The following is a 16,645-nucleotide window of genomic DNA, read 5'->3' on the forward strand; positions in this document are numbered from 1 at the left end:
AACGCGCCCAGTTCGCGGCGCCGGATTCCCCCTTGGGTCCGGATAGGTTTAATTTTAACTAACTTATTTTTGCTATTCGTTAACATTAATAGGCATCGGACGAACATGTAACTTGCAATGGTGGATAGACGAACCGTACTGAAAGGGGGAATCGCATTCGGCAGCCTGGGGCTGGCGTCGACGGTCCTGGCCCAAGAGGAGGCGCTGGTCGTCCACGAGTTCGACGGCGGCACCTATCCCGGGTCGAACGACCTGGGGTACTGGGCCGGCGCGGGGAGCTTCGAGAACGACGACGGCGAGGTCACCGACGGCGCGCTCCGGCTGGAGTACGACAACGCCGGCTGGTTCGCGAGCAACGTCACGCGGGACGTCTCGGATTACCAGTACCTCGCGCTCCGCGTTCGGGGGGACGCGGGCGGCGAGGAGTCCCAGTTCCGGCTGAAGGTCGGCGGCGCCGAGGACCTGCTCGCGAACCTCACCGACGACGCCATCGGGACCGAGTGGTCGACCGTCTCGGTCGACCTCGCGGCGGCCGGCGCCGACCTGTCGAGCCCGCAGGCGGTCCGCATGAACTTCTGGGAGGGGTCGTCGGGCGCGATCGAGATCGACCGGATCGCGTTCTCGACGGATTCGGACGGCGCCGGCGGGGGAGGGACCGCCACGCCGACCGCGAGCCCGACGCCGACGGACACGCCGGACGACGGCACCGACACGCCCGACGACGGGACGGACACCCCGACCGATCCGGGAGCGGGCTGGGACGCGCCGTTCCCGGACCGGCCGCCCGAGCCAGACACGCTCCCGGCCGATATCACCGCGGAGACGACCGTCGCGGAGCTGTGCGAGCACTTCGACGACCCGTACTACGTGCCGCGGGACTTCCTCGACTACCTGCCCGGCGAGCAGGACTCCGGGGACGGCTGGACCGACGCCGAGAAGGCCGAGGAGTTCGGCTACGACGTCGAGGCCGTCCAGAACAACGTCCAGGACGGCTCGCTCACGCTCGGTGACCTGGGGTCCCGGGCGCTGCCGATGGTGCAGCAACTCGCCGAGAACGACTTCCCCGCGCACGCGGCGGTCAAGCTCCTCCCGCGGCTGGCGCTGCTCCCGGACGAGACGGAGGACCCGGGGGTCCACGACGAGCCTGATACTGTCTGGGCGGAGACCGCGGGCCCGACGGCCGCGACGAACGATCCCGACCAGCTCATTCAGGACCGCTGGCCGACGGACGCGCGGACCTACCAGCCCGACGAGGTCCGCGTGCGCGACCGGATCCACGACCAGCCACAGTACGACGACAGCCGTGAGTGGGGCAGTTCGGCGCCGCTGCCCGACTCGGTTCTCACTAACGAGGACAACCCGGTGCTCGACGCCGCGGCCGAGAAGATTCATCCCGTGACGGGCGAGTCGATGGGCGACGGCTTCACCGCCAACGCGCCGATGGAGGCGGAGGTCCGCATCCACGAGACCGGCGGGGCGTACCTCAACCAGTACATCCGGCTCACGAACACCAGCGAGGTGCCGTACTTCCAGGACGGCGCCGTCATCTGGTGGCTCGGCCCGTCGGGCGACGGCGCGAACCTCGCCGACGGCCACTGGAACAATCCGCATCGGCCGAGTTCGTCGCTGGGTCACCCCCAGCGCGACGTCATCGAGGTGCTCCACCCCGACTACGAGAACCTCTCGGCGTACGCGGTCCGGCTGGCCAACCACGACGAACCGTACCACATGCGGACGCTCTACCCGAACCAGAGCGTCGCGATGGAGATCGGGACTCCCGTCTCGGCGGACGACTGGTCGACCAGCGAGGAGCGCCAGACCCTCGTCGACACGATGCTGAACTCGCTGCACGTCGAACTCGAGACGGACCTCGACCGGAACGACGACCTGCTCGACGCGGTCGATTTGACCTACCGGGTCCCCAACTGACTCGGTGCGGACCGACCGGCGGTGCCCCGCCGTTTCCTGTCCGGCGGGACTGAACCGCCACTTCTGTCGGTTTCCTGTTCTCTGTTCGTCTCGCGGCCGTTCGAGTTCGATTCCTCGCGGCGCCTCTAGAGAGGAACGGTACGCCTCCGCGTCGACGAGACCGGCGGCTACCCGGGCAGAAAGAGGCTGATCAGGGCGACGACGAGCCCGGCCAGCCCCATCCGGATCGCGGACACGTACCACCGCTGGCCGGAGATAGAACCCATGTACGCCCCGAAGACGCCGAGCACACCGATCCCGAGCGCGACCCCGACGATTCCCGCCTCGGTCAGCGTGAAGACGGAACCCTCGAACAGGAAGGGGACGAGCGGGATGAGGATGCCGATGAGCGGCCCGAGCCCGCTGGCTATCGCGTGGATCACGCGCGCTCCCCGCTGCTCGCGTTCGACGCGCGTGTCGTCGAGATCGGTGAGCATCGCACGTTCCATCCGGAGGATCTCGGCTTTCGTCTCGGCGCGCTCGATCTCCCAGACGCTCCAGACCGCCGACGTCCCGAGCCCGACGGCGGCGCCGAGGCCGATCTTGATGACCGCGAGCCCATCGGGGACGCCCGACAGGACCGCACCGATGATGACACCGACGCTCGTCAACGTACCGTCGAACCCGTTCGAGACGAAGTATCGGCGGGAGATCGATCGAACGTCCTCCCGTCCGAGGAGCGACCGCAGGAGACGGATTCTCGAGGACACGTCGACTCAGCCGTCCTGCGGGGTCCGCCGCTCTTCGACCACGTACTCCCCGTACGCGGCCTGATCGACGGAGTGGACGGTTCCGCCGAGCCCGCCGACGGCCTCCTCGATGGTCGCGTAGTCGAGGGCGTCCCCTTCGATCGTGAGCTTGACGTTCTGTACCTCCTGATCGAGTTCGATCAGCGACGACGAAACGCCGTCGACGCCCTCGATATCCGCGACGTGCTCGGTGAACTCGAGCAGCGGGGGATCGTGGGGTTTCAGGACGTCGAGCGTGACGCGGCGAAGGGTGCTCATTGGCGAACCTATCGGCAGCGCCACTGTTAAGCGTGCAGGATGGTCCGTTCCCGCCGCCCGATCACGTCCGGCGGTACGGCCGTGGAGCAGTCGGCGAACCGGGGGGCGATCCTGTCGACGTGACTGGGAACTCCCGGGGCACCGGTCCGGATTCGGCTCGTCACGGAGTAGTATCCGACAACAGCGACAGATCGACCGGTCTGGTAGTCGAACACGGCCGGGCGAGTCGACAGGCGCCGGCGGTCCAGTCTGAGAGCTCCCACGATCGATTTCGTGGTCGCTGCGGCCAAACGTGCGGGAATTCTCGGGTTTGAAGAATCCCCTGCGGGGTATATCGTCGGAGGCAGCGTCTCTATAGATGTGAGCAAAATGGCTACCAGACAAGACACCGGCGGCTCGAACGTATTCGAGAGCAAGATCGGCGACCTGACCGTTTCGGGTCGCGCACACAGCCTGAGCGCGTGGTTCGTGCTGGCGCTGCGACTGATGATGGGTTACGCGTTCGCCTACTCGGGGTACTCGAAGATCACCGCGGCCGAACCGTTCAGCGCGGGCGGCTACCTCGCCCACTCGGCGGCGACGAACGGCAACCCGCTGGCGGGTATGTTCGCGTGGATGGGGTCGACGCCGTGGTTCGTCGAGTTCGCCAACGTCGCGGTCCCGTACGGTGAGTTGCTCATCGGCCTCGGGCTGCTCGTCGGCGCGCTGGTTCGCCTCGCCGCGTTCTTCGGCGCCCTGATGATGCTGATGTTCTACTTCGGGAACTGGGACATCGCCCACGGCGTCATCAACGGGGACTTCGCGTACATGCTCGTGTTCCTCGCGGTCGCCGCCTTCGGCGCCGGCCGCATCCTCGGGCTCGACGCGATCATCGAACGGTACGAAATCGGCGGCCAGGCGCTCGTCGAGCGCTACCCCGCCCTCGAATACGTCCTCGGCTGACGCCGAGGGCGCCCCCTTCTCCCGTAGCGCTCTCGTTATTCGACACCGGGTGCGCTCTCGTCGGTCCGACCCGGAAGCTCCAGTTCGATCTCCAGTTCCGGTTCACCGACGCCCTCGTAGTCGATCTCGAGTTCGACGGGCTCGCCGAAGGCGAACGGCAGTTCCCACTCCTCGTCGGTGATCGTGAGCTCGTTGTCGTCCCGGAGTTGTTCGCCGAGCCGGATCAGGAACTCGCCGGCCTCGCTCGCGTCGAGCCGATACTCCTGCTCGAAATCCCGCCCCTGCCTGATAGTCGTGCGCTCGTCGGTGTCCTCCTCGGTCATCGGGGCACCTCGCGAGTCGCGTCGGTGGCGATCCACCCCTCGGTGTTCCCCGATTCGACGAAGACGTACCGCTCCGGGGAACTCTCCCGGACGGCTATCTCGGGTCGGTCGTCCGCGCCCCGCCCGGACTCCTGTTCCGCGTGCGACTGGGTACCAACGGCCATCGGATCTATTTAGGCACACCTAAAATAAAAAGTGCCCGGTTCCGGTCGGGGTGCGCGCTGGGACCGGGGTTCCGGAGGAAGTCACTCCGTGCGCTCACTCCGACCACAGCGACTGTGGCGCGCTCTCACGACCGTCGCTTTCGTCGAGGAGCATCGCGGTCAGCCGCTCGGCGACAGTGGGGCTGACCTGACCGGTCAGTTTCCGGGCTTCCGCCTCGTAGTCGTCGATTTCGAGTACGTCGCGGCAGAAGCGCACGAGCGTCCGGTAGGTGTCGTAGTGGTCGGCTGCCACGGCCTGGCCTTCCTCGGTCAGCGTCGCTCCCTCGTACGGTTCGTACGAGACGAGCCCGCGCGTTTCGAGGCGTTGCAACATCTCCGTCGTCGCCGCTGGCGACCGCTCCAGCGCGTCGGCGATACGACCGGGCGGGATCGGCGGGGACACCTCCTGCTCGGCCTCGTAGAGCGCGATCAGGTACTCGGCGTCCCCGGTCACGGCCCCTCGCTCCCGGGTGGTTCGGCTGTCGCTGGCGAGTCGATTCGTCGGGCACGACGCCGGTCCGCTCGCGGCACTCGGACCACGCCGACTCACGCCCTCCCGGTGAGATGGTCGCGGACCGTGCGCTGGCGCTCCCGGCAGGTCTCGTCGACGCTGGCGATCGTCGACAGGACGGGGTAGTCGACCGGAAAGTCCCCGTAGAGGAACTCGGCGAGGAACTCGTGATCAACCGCGGCATCGGTGTCACGGCCGGTCGTCCCCCGCAGGTGCGACTGCCGGTCGCGGACGACCTCGTCGCAGCGCTCGCTGAACGTTTCCAGTTCCGCGTGGCGCTCGCGCAGGCCGTCGAACTCCAGCGCCCCCGCGGGCGTCTCCTCGGCCCGCTCGATCCACGCGAGGACGTCGTCTGCCAGCGACGCCGCCGTACGGAGGCTGTCGATCTCTCGCTCGACCGCGTGACGGGCGACCGCCGTTTCCGCCCCGCGAGCGGCCGCTTCCGAGAGGACGACGCGTTTCACCTCGGCGGTGAACGTCGTCTCGGTCGTCGGGGCGAGCGCGACCGCCACCGACTCGCCGAGTTCGGCGTGGATCGTCGCCACCAGCGGCTCGGAGTCGTCGACGTCTGCGACGCTGTGCGGGCGGACCGTCTCCGCGAAGGCCGCGCGGACGGTCCGACAGTGGTCCGCGCTGGACTGGCCGACGAACCGCTGGGCGCCGCCGATCGTCGCGGCGTCCGCCGCTGGCGCTCGCGCGGTCTCCGTGGAGACGTCGCGGACCCGCTGCTCGAACCGCTCGTAGGCGTCGATCTTCGCTTCGAGGGCGTCGCGTTCGCTCCGGGCACGTTCGAGCGCGCCGTGGACGTGCGTCTCGACCGACACGCTACTCACCCGGTCCGATCGGGGCCGTCGAGAGGCCGTTCGGCTCGCCGTCCGCCCCGAGTTCGACGGTGACTCGCCACCCCTCGTCGACGGCGGCGACGCGGAGCGCCGCCGGCCCGTGGGCGGGGCGGTGTCGGTACAGTTCCACGGCCACCGGCAGGACGGGCAGCCGCCCGTCCCGCGGCGAGAGCGCGTACTCCGAGAGGATCGTCCGGACCGACCGAGAGCCACTCGCCCGGTCGATGGCCGCCGGCGCGCAGGTGAACTCGCCGATCAGCCCACGCCGGCGCAGCGCCCGCAGTGCCGCGGCCACCGGCTCGTCCGCGGTGTCGCCCGGGACGAGTTGTGACGCGGTCGTCGACAGCACCTCGGCCTGTCGGCGCGGCGGGAGCCGCTCGTCGATCTCGGTCGCCGCGCTCTCCAGCAGGCACAGACAGAGGTCGTCGGGGTCCTCGACGGTCTCGGCGCGCTCGAAGTACGTGTCCATGATGGCGGTCTCGACGCCCTCGTAGTCCCCCTCCGAGAGCGTCTCGAACGTCGCGGCGGCGACGCGATGGCAGAACTCGATCCGCTCGTGCTGCGGCGGCGACTGCGCTCCCCGATCCGGGATCGGATTCGGGGTCGTCGCCCCCTCCGTGCCGGGACCGCCCTCGGCCGAGTTCCCGGGGCGTCCGGGCGGGTCGCTCTCCTCACAGACGATCAGGTCGTACTGCGGCGTTCGTGGGTCGTACCGCCTGAGCGCGCGCCGGTACTGCTCGGTCGCGCGAACGGCGGCACGGGCCTCCGAGCGGGTCTCGAACCGCAGTCCGGCCGCGGGTACCGGCCGGTCGCCGGTGCGCCCGCAGACCACGTAGTACGACCCGTTCTCGCTGGCGAGCGACTCGATCCGTGCTCGGATGTCGGTGAGTGTCGTTCCTATCATGGTGTCTCGGTTTCTCCTCCGGAACCGCTCCGCCGACCCGGGCGCGCGGTGCGCTCACGGCCATCGACGGGGTACTCTCTCGATCGTGCTCTCCTCGCGCTGGCGACCCCCTGCATGTCACAACTCGCCGTTGACGATGTCGGCGACGCGCTGACGGTCGAACAGCCGCTCGTCTTCGGGGATCTCGCCGAATCCGGGCCACTCGCCGAACTCGTCGGGGTAGAGCTGCTTGGCGAGCATCTCCGTCTGGAACAGGTTGATGATCGGCCCCTGCGAGCCCGTGCCGCCGGGGTAGAGCCGGTCGTTCTGGACCGCCGTAAGCTGCTTGCCGACCTCGCTCGTCCGGAGCGCGTCGAGGGTCCCCTCGTAGGCCTCGTTGTTGCCGTAGACGGTCTGCCCGCCGAGGGCGTTGACGGCCTCCTTGAACACGATCACGTCGGGGTCGGCTTCCGCCATCCCTTCCATGTCCGTCTTCAGGTCGTAGTGACCGCCGGCTTCGGGGTACTTCCCCGCGAAGGCGTCGACGACGCCGAGGTCGCGGTACTGCTTGCGCTCGTGGGTCTTGTCGAGTGCCGGGTTCGGGTCGTTGACCGCGAAGAATCCGCGGTTCTCGGGGTTGGCGAAGGCGTTCAACACCGCGACGGTCGGCCGCTCGTCCTCGGGGGGCACTCGCGAAGTGACGTCGTCGATGGTCGACTCGTAGAGGTCGATCATCGCCTCCGCGCGCTCTTCCTCGCGGAACACTCGGCCGTAGCGCTCGACGAACTCGGCGACGCCGTAGTAGTCGTAGGGCTCGCCGTCGGGCCAGTTCGGCCAGTCCGACGAGCGCTTCGACCGGCTCTCGTTGCCGAAGAAGGGCGCGATCCTTTCGGTGAGGGACTCGACAGCCGACTCTTCGACTCCGTACCACCCGACGTACCTGTTGGGATCGGTCGCCAGCAGGTCCGGGTCGAGCTCGTGGAGCAGCTCGCGGTCGACGCTGTAGTTCTTCGAGACGACGGCCGGGATCTCGGTCGTATCACGCATCGAGACGTCCGGGAGCAGCTCGTAGAACCCCTGATACCAGAACCCCGGTCGCGACATCCCGACGACGCTGTCGCCGTGGCCCAGCGCCATCAGCACGTCGCCGACGAACCCCCACCCGCTCACGACCGTCTCGGGCGGCTCCTCGAAGGTGATCTCGCCGACCGGCTCGATCGACGCGGTGTACGGCCCGGGCGGTTCGGTCGTCGGCGGTTCCGTTTCCGCCTCCGTGGCCGTCTGCGTCGGCGTGGCCGAGGGAGTCAGCGTGGCTGTCTCCCTGGATGTGGCCGACGGACTCGACCCACCGGCCGCCCCGTCGGCCGTCGTCCCCGTGTCCTCCCCTTCGGTACAGCCGGCCAGCAGCCCGCCGGCGACGAGCACACCGGCCCGTCCGAGGTACTCCCTGCGCGTCGACTCCCCGCGTGAACCGGACTCTCGCTCCATGGTTTTAGGCTAGCCTAAAATGCGTAAATAGCTACCGATTTTTAGGCACACCAAAAGTATGCGGGGGCGTCGCGTCGGCCGGTTTCCGGGTCCCGATCGCAGTCCGGCGACTCAGTCGTCGGTCGCGCTGTCGGTGCCCTCGGTGACGATCCGGGCGAGTTCGTCGCGGTCGAACAGTACCTCCTCGGTGAACTCCTCGGGGAAATAGGCCTTCGCGTACCGTTCGATCATGAAGAGGTTGTGCAGCGGCCCGGCGTAGATCGGCCCGCCGCGGAACACCCGGCCCTCCTGGACGGCCGTCAACTGGCTCCCGATCTCGTGGTCGCGCATGTAGCCGAGGACGGAGTTCTCGAACTCCTCGCGGGTCTTCCCTTCCTCGTGGTACCGCAACAGTAGCGAGTCGGGGTCGACTTCGAGCATGGTCTCGTAGTCGATGGTGCCCCGCTCGCTCGTCGAGAGCCCGTCGACGCCGGTGCCGGCGAACGCGTCGGCGATGCCCAGCGTGCGGAAGTGCTCCTTGTTGGCGCCGTTGCCCGACAGTCGGTAGGGCGTGAACTCCTCGGGTTCCTCGCCGGCGAACACGAGCGCGGCGTTCGGCCGGTCGTCGGGCGCCGGCAACCGCGACTGGACCGTCGCGACCAGGTCGTCGTGCATCGTCCGGATCGCTTCGAACCGTTCGCGCTCCTGGACGATCGCCGCGACCGTCTCGAAGGCCTCGTACAGCGAGTAGTAGCGGTAGTCGTGCCAGTCGTCGGTCCGCCGGAAGATGACGTTCCCGAGGAACGGCGCGACGTTGTCGCGGATCTCATCGAGGTCGGACTGGCTCCACGCCTGGAACCACTCGGTCGGCGCGTGGGGGTCGATCAGGTGCAGGTCGGCGTCCATCTCGTAGAACGGCTCCTTGGGGACGCCGTCGGCCCACAGCTGGGTCAGCCCGTCGAGGTCGATCGAGACGCCGTCGAGTTCCTCGTAGTGGATCGTCTTGTAGCGGCCGCGATACCAGATCGACTCGACCGCGTCGGCGTGGCCGAGCGCGACCAGCATGTCGATGTAGTCGGCGGTGAAGGGCGCGATCGACTCCGGGACGGCGTCGAACTCGACTGTTCCGACCGGTTCCATCGTCACCGAGTACGAGCCCGAGGCGCCCCCAGTCTCCGTCGACGAGTCGCTGCCTGCCACCGTCGGCGTTGGCGTCTCCGTCCTGGATTCGGCGGCGGTGGTGTCCCCGCCGTCGCCAGCGGGCGTCTCGGTGGACTCGTCGCCGGTGCAGCCGGCCAGTATCCCGCCACCCACGAGCGCTCCGCCGTACTTCACGTAGTCCCTGCGCGTCGGTTCCCTCTCCGCCTCGCTGTCACGTTCCATGGGTTTCGGCTAGCCTAAAACACACAAAGAGGTTCTGGTTTTTAGGCGTGCCAAAAATGGGTTCGCGGGCGGTGATGTCTGCGTTCGTCGCTCCAGCGGAGATTATCGTGGTGCGCCACAGCGAGGACACATGGGCGGCCCACCCTCCGGGAGTTCGAGGCCGCAGTGGGGGCACTCGCCGTCGGCGTCGGGCGTGGTCAGCGCTTCGATGGCCACCTCGGTCGACTCGCGCACGCCGTCGAGCACCCCGATAGACTCCGAGTTCTCGACGTTGCCCTCGTCGAAATCCCGATCGGACGCGGCGAACGCGGCCCGGTCGGCGAGGAATTCGTCCTCGCTGGCCGCGAGGTCCGCGAGCCGGCCGGTCGGCACGGACACCTCCGCGTCGCTCCGGACGAGCAAGCCCAGTGCTTCGGCAGTTCGCCCCTGGACGTACGGGTTCTCGTCGTCCAGCCGCGAGGTGAGTTCGGTCGCGATGTCGGCCAGCCGGTCCGGATACGCACAGCCGACGGCGACCAGCGCCGTCGTGAGGTGATAGCGGGCGCGCTCGTTGTCGTCGTCCAGCCGCTCGGCCAGTCGCGGCACCTGGTGACGGAGGCGGTCCGGATCGCCGACCGCGACGCATTCGATCGCCTTGGCGAGTTTCTCCCTGACCTCCGGTTCGTCGAACTCCAGTCCGACGCGGAGGTCGGCGAGGAGGTCCGGCGAGGCGACCGCGTCGGGGTGTTCGAGCGCGACGTACCCGAGCGCCTCGGCCGCGCGAGCGCGCACGAAGTAGAATTCGTCAGGGTCGGCGAGGCGGGCGGCCAACGCTTCGACGGTCGGGACGGCGCTGTCGGGATCCGCCTCCGCGACGGCGACGAACAGCTTCGCGGTGGCGAGTCGAACCGACCGCTCGTCGTCCGTCAGGAACGGGACGACCGCTGGGAGCAACTCGCTCACTGCTTCGGCGCGCTCGGCAACGAGCGCGCGCAGCGACCGGAGCGCCTCGCTCCGATCGGAATCCGGGGCGTCCGCTAGTCGATCGAGTGCGGCCCGTGCCTCCTCCGGCGAGGCCGCTTCGACGAGTTCGACGACGCGCTCGGGGACGGGCGGATGATCTCCCATCTGCAGTCTTGACGACACCTCTCAGCGAATCGGTAAATCGTTTGCGCTCGGATCGATCGACGGTACTCCGGAGTCGGGCGAAAACCGGCCGATCCGGCGCCGACAGCCCATCGATCTCCGGAATGGTATCGCCCGCTGTCGCCGCTATATTACGTCGGGCGGCGTGAGCCGGCAAATAATAACAATATTCAATAATTCGAGCGGCTTGTGTTACTATATGAGCGTCGTAAGCGTCTCGATGCCGGAGGAACTGCTCGAACGGATCGACCAGTTCGCGGACGACCACGGCTACACCGGTCGGAGCGAAGTGGTCCGCGAGGCGAGTCGGAACCTCCTCGGCGAGTTCGAGGACAAGAAACTCGAAGACCGCGAGCTGATGGGCGTCGTCACCGTGGTCTTCGACTACGAGACGACCAGCGTCGAGGAGAAGATGATGCACCTCCGCCACGAACACGAGGACATCGTCGCGTCGAACTTCCACAGTCACGTCGGCGGACACCACTGCATGGAGCTGTTCGTCCTGGAAGGCTCGCTCGAAGACATTTCGAGTTTCGTCGGGAAGATCCGGGCGACGAAGGACACGCTCACGATCGACTACTCGGTGCTCCCCGTCGACGACTTCGGTCCGCTCGCAGACATGGACTGATCGTCGTTCTCCCTTCTGGACCGAATTCGACCACACCTGACGGTAGCGATGCCAACGACTGATAGCACTCGTCTATTCTCCGCCGGACAGTCACCTGTCGATCCTGTCGCTGGCGCTGGAGATCCCGTGCTTCCCGAAACTCACTCGCATGCGCCGACACCCGCGGTACCGCTCGAGTCATTCATTCGGTTTCGCAGGCGGCGCGCTCGACTGCGGGGGTTTCCGAGCGAATGCCGAGATTTCGGCCCGAGCCGACATTACTTCCGTAACGGCGATACGGCCGGTTTTTCCGGCCTTCCGAAGCCTGTGGTATTCCAGCGCCCCTCGATTTGATATAGCGGAATATGATTTACAAGCACGAAAATGGCGGCTAGATCTGTTGTTGCTAGTTGGTCAGAATGTCGGGAGATCTGGAAAACGGCCCGCTACTCGGCGAATTCGGCGACTGAGTCGAACGAATCGTCGGCGAGTGACTCCGCGAGACCGGAGATGTCGATGTCGTCGACGTGGCTGGGGTACTTCCGGCCGAAGTAACCGACCACGTTTTCCACGTCACGTTCGAGGAGTTCGCGCGCGTTGTCGTGGTCGGTCGGGACGGCCTGGGGCCAGTCGAAGACGACGACACCCTGCTCGGTGACGAAGACGTTGTACTCGCTCATGTCGGCGTGGACGTACCCCTCGGCGTAGGCCGTCGCCATCTCGTCGAGGACGAGTTCGAGTACGGGGACGACCTGCCGATCGGTGAGTTTCGTCCGGGAGAGTTCGACCCCGTCGATCTTCTCCATGACGAGCGCGTGGCGATTGTGGTCGATCGGCTGGGGAACCGACACGTCGGGGTACAGGGTTTCGAGCGCTTCGAACTCGCGCTCGGCGGCCTTGCGCGCGGTGTACTGCCAGGAGACGTGGTCGCGGTCGGCGGTGTAGTCCCGTTCTTTCATCACTTCCCGGAAGTTAGTGTACCCCTCGCGGTGGTACTTCAGCGCGAGCGGTCGGTACGACCGCACCTCGTACACGTCGCTCTCCTTGCCGACGCCGAGCGGGGCGCCGACGCCGTCGAAGGTCTCCCGTTCGGCGAAGGTGTGGAGGGCGAGCGCATCGTAGCCCTCGAAGGTGAGTTTGAACCCCTCGTACTGGATGGTCTTCCGTTCCACCAGCTCCCGGTCTTCGCAGCGGTCCAGCCGGTAGTCGACGTCCTCGGCCGAGAGGCGCGTGTACTCGGGGAGCTTCTCGCGATTGACGTACTCCGAGAAGCGCATCCCCTGTTCGACCCCCGAGAGGAGATAGAAATCCTCGGGTTCGAGGTCGGCTATCACAGATGCGACGTTCTGGACCATTACTCGCTCGTACTCCGTCGATAGGGAAAAGCCCGACGCGTCGGGTGTCAGTCGACGATAAACCAGATAGCGCGATATAGAATTGGGCGGGCTGAGGCGAACACAGGCTGTGCTGATCGGTCGAGACCGGACGACCTAGCCGGTATGTGTGGGACTTTCGGCGAGTAGTAGGAGCAGCGACTGTAGTCGGGTTCGACGGGGTCCCGAAACCTACGGCGGCGAGCGGGTCACTCGTTGGCGACGGCTTCGACTGCGGCCATGGCGTCGGTCTCGTCGGCGTCTTCGCCCAGCCACTCGTCGGCCCACGACTCGATGGCGTCGAAGACCGGGCACAGCGACTCGCCCTTCGCCGTCAGCGAGTAAAACGTTGCGACGGGGGCGTCCTCTTCGAGGCGGCGGTCGACGAGGTCGAGTTCCTGCAGGTCGTCGAGCACCCGCGAGAGCGTGCGCGAACTCGCGCCCGTCGACCGCTTCAGCTCGTTGAACCGCTTCTCGTCGTTCTGGAGGTCGTAGAGGACGACCAGCCGCCACTGCGAGCCGATCTGTTCGAGCGAGTCGACCACCGGGCAGGCCTCGGGGTTCGCCGCTTCCGCGTCCGCGTTGGTTGCCATGGACCTTCCTACTCCGAGGAGCTACTTAGGTAGTTCGAATACGAACCCGGTATCACGACGGAACCTGATTGTCCCGCTCACCTGCCGTACTCGATCGTTCGTCGCCCCGCCGTCGCTCTGTCTGGTGATACCGACCGCCGGTGGTAACACCCACGCCTCCCGGTTACACCAATGTCAGATAAAGTATAATTGTGGCGGGCCTGTACGGGATATCGATGACAGTGAGACGCGGTTCGAACGGTATCGCTACGATCGACCGACTGAACGGCCGGTCCAGAACGGAGGTGGCGGCCTGATGGTCGTCGAGACGGCCGCCGGGGAGGTCATCTTCCTGCTCGCGCGCGTGCTGTTCGGGGGCGTGCTCGCGTTCACGGGGCTCAACCACTTCACGGACGTCGAGGGGATGGCCGGCTACGCCGGGGCGAAGGGACTCCCCGCACCGACGCTTTCGGTGGTCGCCTCCGGCGTCCTGCTCGTCTTCAGCGGGCTGGGGATCGTCCTGGGGGTCGTCCCCGTCGTCGCGGCGGGGGCAGCGGCGGTCTTCCTGCTGGCGTCGGCGCTGATCTTCCACGACTTCTGGGCGGTCCCCGAAGAGCAGGCCCAGACCGAGATGACGCAGTTCCTCAAGAACGTCGCGCTGGCCGGCGGGACACTCGCGTTCCTGGCCCTCGGTGGGCAGGAGTGGCCCTACGCGATCGGCGTCGGTCTCTTCTGAAGGGACGGATCACCGGTCCACGTCGCCCATGATGGGGTCGAGGCTGCCGACGGTGGCGATGAGATCGGGGACGAACTCCCCGCGAGCGATCTCCGGCAGGACGGCGAGGTGCGAAAAGGAGGGGCCGCGGATCTTGAACCGGGCCGGCGTGTCCGTCCCGTCCGAGCGGATGTAGATCCCGAGTTCCCCTTTGGCGGACTCGACGGCCCGGTAGATCTCGGTGTCGGGGTCCGGGCGGAGCGTCCGCGGGACGTTCGCCTGCACCGTCCGTTCGTCCTCGGGCCAGTTCTCCAGGAGGTCGACGCACTGCTCGATGATGCGGGCCGACTGTTCTATCTCGCGCAGGCGCACGAGCACGCGCGCGTAGTTGTCGCAGCCGTCTTCGGTGACGACCTCCCAGTCGAGTTCGGGGTAGTACCCGTAGGGGTCGTCCCTGCGCAGGTCGTAGTCGACACCTGACCCCCGGGCGACCGGCCCGGTACACCCGTACTCCTTCGCGGTCTCGGGGGACAGCTCCCCCGTATCGACGGTCCGGAGCTGGAAGATCTCGTTGCCGGTCAGCAGGTCGTGGTACTCGGCGAGTTTGGCGGGGAGGCCGTCGACGAACTCCCGGATCGTCTCGAAGAACGCTTCGCGCGGATCGGGCAGGTCCCACGCGACGCCGCCGACCCGGAAGTAGTTGAACATCAGGCGCTGGCCCGTGAGGTCTTCGAGGATGCCCTGGACGATCTCGCGGTCGCGGATGCCGTACATGAACGCGGCGGTGAACTCACCGATCACGTCCAGCGCGTAGGTAGCGACGGCGAGGAAGTGTCCGAGCATCCGAGAGAGTTCGGCGCTCATCGTCCGGATGACCTGTGCGTACTCCGGCACGTCGACGTCCGCCAGGTCCTCGGCGACGCGGGCGTAGGCCCACTCGTTGCAGAGGCCGGCACCGCTCCAGTCCCACCGGTCGGGGTAGGGCATGATCTGGTGGCGGTAAGTGCTCTGCTGGCACATCTGCTCCTCGCAGCGGTGGATGTAGCCGAGATCGGGGGTCACGTCGGCGACGTGCTCACCGTCGAGGGTGACGCCGAGGTGGAGGACGCCGTGGGTCGCGGGGTGGTGGGGACCGAGGTTGACGAACATCGTGTCGCCGGTGCGTTCGTCGTCGGCGAGCGGGTTCTCGTGCTCGCGGAAGGTGACGATCTGCGGCTCCTCGCCGCTGAAGTCCGTACCGAGCGGGTGGCCCTGCCACGTCTCGGGCAAGAGGATCCGCCGCAGGTCCGGGTGGTCGTCGTACTCGATGCCGACCAGGTCGTAGGCTTCCCGCTCGTGCCAGTCGGCGGTCGGATAGACCGGCGCAGCGCTCTCGCTGACCGGCCGGTCCGCGGGGACGGGGACGACCACCGAGAGTTCGTGCGTCGGGTCGTCGTACGAGCGCAGGTGATAGATCGACTCGTAGCGGTCGCCGTAGGCCTGGCCGGTGACGCAGGCGCAGTGGTCGAACCCCAGCTCGTTGCGCAGCGGGGTGAGGACGGCCTGCACGCGGTCGGCCCGGACGACCAGCGCGGGAGCGTTCAGGTGTTCTTCGGTGTCGGTCACTGCGTCGTCGGGAACGACGGCGAGAGCGGCGTCGAGCAGTGACGCTCCAGCCGGTTCGTCTGTCTCCGCCACCACTTGTTCCTGCTGGGCCATACGCGGAGTTGGCCCGGTCACACATTCGCCGTTGGGCCTCACCAGTGGGCTGGATTTATGTTTCGTCGGTCGGAACCCGTCGGTCCATGCGTTATCTGCGGGCCGCGGTCCACCAGGAACCGTCGGTACGCCATCCGATGCATCAGTACGTCGTCGAACAGGAGGGGTACTCGGTCTCGCGACTGCTCCAGTTCACCCCGGTCGAAGAGGGCGGATCGGCGTTTCTGTTCCACGTCGACGGCGATCCCGACCCTTACGAACCGGTATTGCAGTCCGTCGAGAGCGTGAACGAGTACGAAATATCACGGTGTCCCGACGATACGTTCTACCTCTACGTGCGCGAGGACATCCCCGAGCACAGCCAGGAGTTCGTCGGCGCGTTCACCCAGCCGGGCCTGGTCGGGGTGATGCCCATCGAGTACCGCGCCGACGGGACGGTCCGGCTGACCGCGGTCGGGCCGGCGGAGACGATCCAGGCCGCCGTCGAGGAGACGCCCGAGGGCATGGAGGTCGAAGTGCTGGAGATCGGCGAGTACGATGCCCGCCGACTCGACGCGGGGAGCGACCTGACCGACCGGCAGTTCGAGGCCGTCGTCGCCGCAGTCGAGTGTGGTTACTACGAGACGCCCCGCGAAGGGAGCGTCGAGGAGGTCGGGGAGCGACTCGACTGCGCGCCGGGGACTGCGGCCGAACTGCTGCGCCGCGCCGAGCGGTCGGTCATGCAGAACGTCGTCTCGACCGGACCGTTCTGAATCGAGTAACCGGGAGTGGAAAGCTGTTTGAGTCGCTATTGCGGAGCACCGCAAGCGTTGAAAGCCCTCGGCGCGCTCGCTAGCAATCGACTCGGTTGTTACCGACAGCAAGCGTTGAAAGCCCTCGGCGCGCTCGCGGTCGCTGAGCGACATACCCTCGTTACACTCGGGTAGGGGTCGCTCAGACGACTACACCGTACGCGAGCGCGCCTCGCCCTTTCAGTCCACCAGGAGAGCTTGCTCTCCTGAGCCCTCGTTCGCTTCGCTCACGAGG

Annotated in this window: 18 protein-coding genes; 5 read left to right on the forward strand and 13 right to left on the reverse strand. The window is 67.1% G+C overall.

Going from position 1 to position 16,645, the window contains the following annotated elements; all coding sequences use genetic code 11:
- Window positions 1-117 precede the first annotated feature (117 nt).
- Window positions 118-1,929, forward strand: a complete 1,812-nt coding sequence (locus tag AB2U09_RS05425) for a hypothetical protein (protein WP_459191675.1) — start codon at window positions 118-120, stop codon at window positions 1,927-1,929.
- Between the two features lie 167 nt (window positions 1,930-2,096).
- Here the strand turns inward: AB2U09_RS05425 and AB2U09_RS05430 are convergent, their stop codons facing one another.
- Window positions 2,097-2,678, reverse strand: a complete 582-nt coding sequence (locus AB2U09_RS05430) for a VIT1/CCC1 transporter family protein (RefSeq protein ID WP_459191676.1) — start codon at window positions 2,676-2,678, stop codon at window positions 2,097-2,099.
- 6 nt (window positions 2,679-2,684) lie between these two features.
- On the reverse strand, window positions 2,685-2,975 hold the full coding sequence (locus AB2U09_RS05435) for a DUF211 domain-containing protein (protein WP_459191677.1): 291 nt from the start codon (window positions 2,973-2,975) through the stop codon (window positions 2,685-2,687).
- A gap of 369 nt (window positions 2,976-3,344) precedes the next feature.
- Here AB2U09_RS05435 and AB2U09_RS05440 point away from each other — a divergent pair, with 369 nt between their 5' ends.
- Entirely contained in the window at window positions 3,345-3,917 is a 573-nt protein-coding gene (locus tag AB2U09_RS05440; protein ID WP_459191678.1) for a DoxX family membrane protein, read from the forward strand.
- A 35-nt stretch (window positions 3,918-3,952) separates the two neighbouring features.
- Here the strand turns inward: AB2U09_RS05440 and AB2U09_RS05445 are convergent, their stop codons facing one another.
- The 8 genes from AB2U09_RS05445 to AB2U09_RS05480 all read right to left on the reverse strand — a co-directional run bounded on the left by AB2U09_RS05445 (window position 3,953) and on the right by AB2U09_RS05480 (window position 10,636).
- Window positions 3,953-4,240 carry an amphi-Trp domain-containing protein gene (locus tag AB2U09_RS05445; protein ID WP_459191679.1) on the reverse strand — a complete coding sequence of 96 codons (288 nt, stop codon included), beginning with the start codon at window positions 4,238-4,240 and terminating at the stop codon, window positions 3,953-3,955.
- Entirely contained in the window at window positions 4,237-4,404 is a 168-nt protein-coding gene (locus AB2U09_RS05450; protein ID WP_459191680.1) for a hypothetical protein, read from the reverse strand. The genes AB2U09_RS05445 and AB2U09_RS05450 overlap by 4 nt, the downstream gene beginning before the upstream one ends.
- 94 nt (window positions 4,405-4,498) lie before the next feature.
- A complete protein-coding gene (locus tag AB2U09_RS05455) occupies window positions 4,499-4,897 on the reverse strand; it encodes a metal-dependent transcriptional regulator (RefSeq protein WP_459191681.1) in 399 nt (132 codons plus the stop codon).
- A gap of 92 nt (window positions 4,898-4,989) precedes the next feature.
- Window positions 4,990-5,778, reverse strand: a complete 789-nt coding sequence (locus tag AB2U09_RS05460) for a DUF7260 family protein (protein WP_459191682.1) — start codon at window positions 5,776-5,778, stop codon at window positions 4,990-4,992.
- Window position 5,779: 1 nt separating this feature from the next.
- Window positions 5,780-6,700 (reverse strand): DUF7551 domain-containing protein, encoded by a 921-nt coding sequence (locus AB2U09_RS05465; RefSeq protein ID WP_459191683.1) that lies wholly within the window; start codon window positions 6,698-6,700, stop codon window positions 5,780-5,782.
- Between the two features lie 117 nt (window positions 6,701-6,817).
- The gene (locus AB2U09_RS05470) at window positions 6,818-8,167 is read right to left on the reverse strand and encodes an ABC transporter substrate-binding protein (protein ID WP_459191684.1); all 1,350 of its coding nucleotides are present in this window, start codon (window positions 8,165-8,167) and stop codon (window positions 6,818-6,820) included.
- 111 nt (window positions 8,168-8,278) lie between these two features.
- Entirely contained in the window at window positions 8,279-9,529 is a 1,251-nt protein-coding gene (locus AB2U09_RS05475; protein WP_459191685.1) for an ABC transporter substrate-binding protein, read from the reverse strand.
- Window positions 9,530-9,631: 102 nt separating this feature from the next.
- Window positions 9,632-10,636, reverse strand: coding sequence for a HEAT repeat domain-containing protein (locus tag AB2U09_RS05480; protein WP_459191686.1), 1,005 nt, complete (start codon window positions 10,634-10,636; stop codon window positions 9,632-9,634).
- Between the two features lie 217 nt (window positions 10,637-10,853).
- Between AB2U09_RS05480 and nikR the strand changes: the two genes are divergently transcribed.
- Window positions 10,854-11,282: a nickel-responsive transcriptional regulator NikR gene (gene nikR, locus AB2U09_RS05485; RefSeq protein WP_459191687.1), complete on the forward strand. Its 429-nt coding sequence runs from the start codon at window positions 10,854-10,856 to the stop codon at window positions 11,280-11,282.
- 425 nt (window positions 11,283-11,707) lie between these two features.
- Here nikR and AB2U09_RS05490 read toward each other — a convergent pair whose 3' ends face one another.
- Together AB2U09_RS05490 and AB2U09_RS05495 are read right to left on the reverse strand one after the other, a co-directional pair.
- Complete coding sequence (locus tag AB2U09_RS05490; RefSeq protein WP_459191688.1) at window positions 11,708-12,616, reverse strand: RIO1 family regulatory kinase/ATPase domain-containing protein; 909 nt, start codon at window positions 12,614-12,616, stop codon at window positions 11,708-11,710.
- A gap of 227 nt (window positions 12,617-12,843) precedes the next feature.
- Window positions 12,844-13,227 (reverse strand): winged helix-turn-helix transcriptional regulator, encoded by a 384-nt coding sequence (locus tag AB2U09_RS05495; RefSeq protein ID WP_459191689.1) that lies wholly within the window; start codon window positions 13,225-13,227, stop codon window positions 12,844-12,846.
- Between the two features lie 295 nt (window positions 13,228-13,522).
- Here AB2U09_RS05495 and AB2U09_RS05500 point away from each other — a divergent pair, with 295 nt between their 5' ends.
- Window positions 13,523-13,942: a DoxX family protein gene (locus tag AB2U09_RS05500; protein ID WP_459191690.1), complete on the forward strand. Its 420-nt coding sequence runs from the start codon at window positions 13,523-13,525 to the stop codon at window positions 13,940-13,942.
- A gap of 9 nt (window positions 13,943-13,951) precedes the next feature.
- Here AB2U09_RS05500 and AB2U09_RS05505 read toward each other — a convergent pair whose 3' ends face one another.
- Window positions 13,952-15,619 (reverse strand): NADH-quinone oxidoreductase subunit D, encoded by a 1,668-nt coding sequence (locus AB2U09_RS05505; protein WP_459191691.1) that lies wholly within the window; start codon window positions 15,617-15,619, stop codon window positions 13,952-13,954.
- An 86-nt stretch (window positions 15,620-15,705) separates the two neighbouring features.
- Between AB2U09_RS05505 and AB2U09_RS05510 the strand changes: the two genes are divergently transcribed.
- Window positions 15,706-16,371, forward strand: coding sequence for a helix-turn-helix domain-containing protein (locus AB2U09_RS05510; RefSeq protein WP_459191692.1), 666 nt, complete (start codon window positions 15,706-15,708; stop codon window positions 16,369-16,371).
- Window positions 16,372-16,645: the final 274 nt, after the last annotated feature.

The organism is Halosimplex yunnanense, assembly GCF_054504345.1.

Excerpts from the sequence above, each read along its gene's own strand:
- AB2U09_RS05425 (WP_459191675.1), top strand. The coding sequence starts at position 118 with ATGGTGGATAGACGAACCGTACTGAAAGGGGGAATCGCATTCGGCAGC.
- AB2U09_RS05435 (WP_459191677.1), bottom strand. The coding sequence starts at position 2,975 with ATGAGCACCCTTCGCCGCGTCACGCTCGACGTCCTGAAACCCCACGAT.
- AB2U09_RS05440 (WP_459191678.1), top strand. The coding sequence starts at position 3,345 with ATGGCTACCAGACAAGACACCGGCGGCTCGAACGTATTCGAGAGCAAG.
- AB2U09_RS05445 (WP_459191679.1), bottom strand. The coding sequence starts at position 4,240 with ATGACCGAGGAGGACACCGACGAGCGCACGACTATCAGGCAGGGGCGG.
- AB2U09_RS05450 (WP_459191680.1), bottom strand. The coding sequence starts at position 4,404 with ATGGCCGTTGGTACCCAGTCGCACGCGGAACAGGAGTCCGGGCGGGGC.
- AB2U09_RS05465 (WP_459191683.1), bottom strand. The coding sequence starts at position 6,700 with ATGATAGGAACGACACTCACCGACATCCGAGCACGGATCGAGTCGCTC.
- AB2U09_RS05470 (WP_459191684.1), bottom strand. The coding sequence starts at position 8,167 with ATGGAGCGAGAGTCCGGTTCACGCGGGGAGTCGACGCGCAGGGAGTAC.
- AB2U09_RS05475 (WP_459191685.1), bottom strand. The coding sequence starts at position 9,529 with ATGGAACGTGACAGCGAGGCGGAGAGGGAACCGACGCGCAGGGACTAC.
- AB2U09_RS05480 (WP_459191686.1), bottom strand. The coding sequence starts at position 10,636 with ATGGGAGATCATCCGCCCGTCCCCGAGCGCGTCGTCGAACTCGTCGAA.
- nikR (WP_459191687.1), top strand. The coding sequence starts at position 10,854 with ATGAGCGTCGTAAGCGTCTCGATGCCGGAGGAACTGCTCGAACGGATC.
- AB2U09_RS05490 (WP_459191688.1), bottom strand. The coding sequence starts at position 12,616 with ATGGTCCAGAACGTCGCATCTGTGATAGCCGACCTCGAACCCGAGGAT.
- AB2U09_RS05495 (WP_459191689.1), bottom strand. The coding sequence starts at position 13,227 with ATGGCAACCAACGCGGACGCGGAAGCGGCGAACCCCGAGGCCTGCCCG.
- AB2U09_RS05500 (WP_459191690.1), top strand. The coding sequence starts at position 13,523 with ATGGTCGTCGAGACGGCCGCCGGGGAGGTCATCTTCCTGCTCGCGCGC.
- AB2U09_RS05505 (WP_459191691.1), bottom strand. The coding sequence starts at position 15,619 with ATGGCCCAGCAGGAACAAGTGGTGGCGGAGACAGACGAACCGGCTGGA.
- AB2U09_RS05510 (WP_459191692.1), top strand. The coding sequence starts at position 15,706 with ATGCGTTATCTGCGGGCCGCGGTCCACCAGGAACCGTCGGTACGCCAT.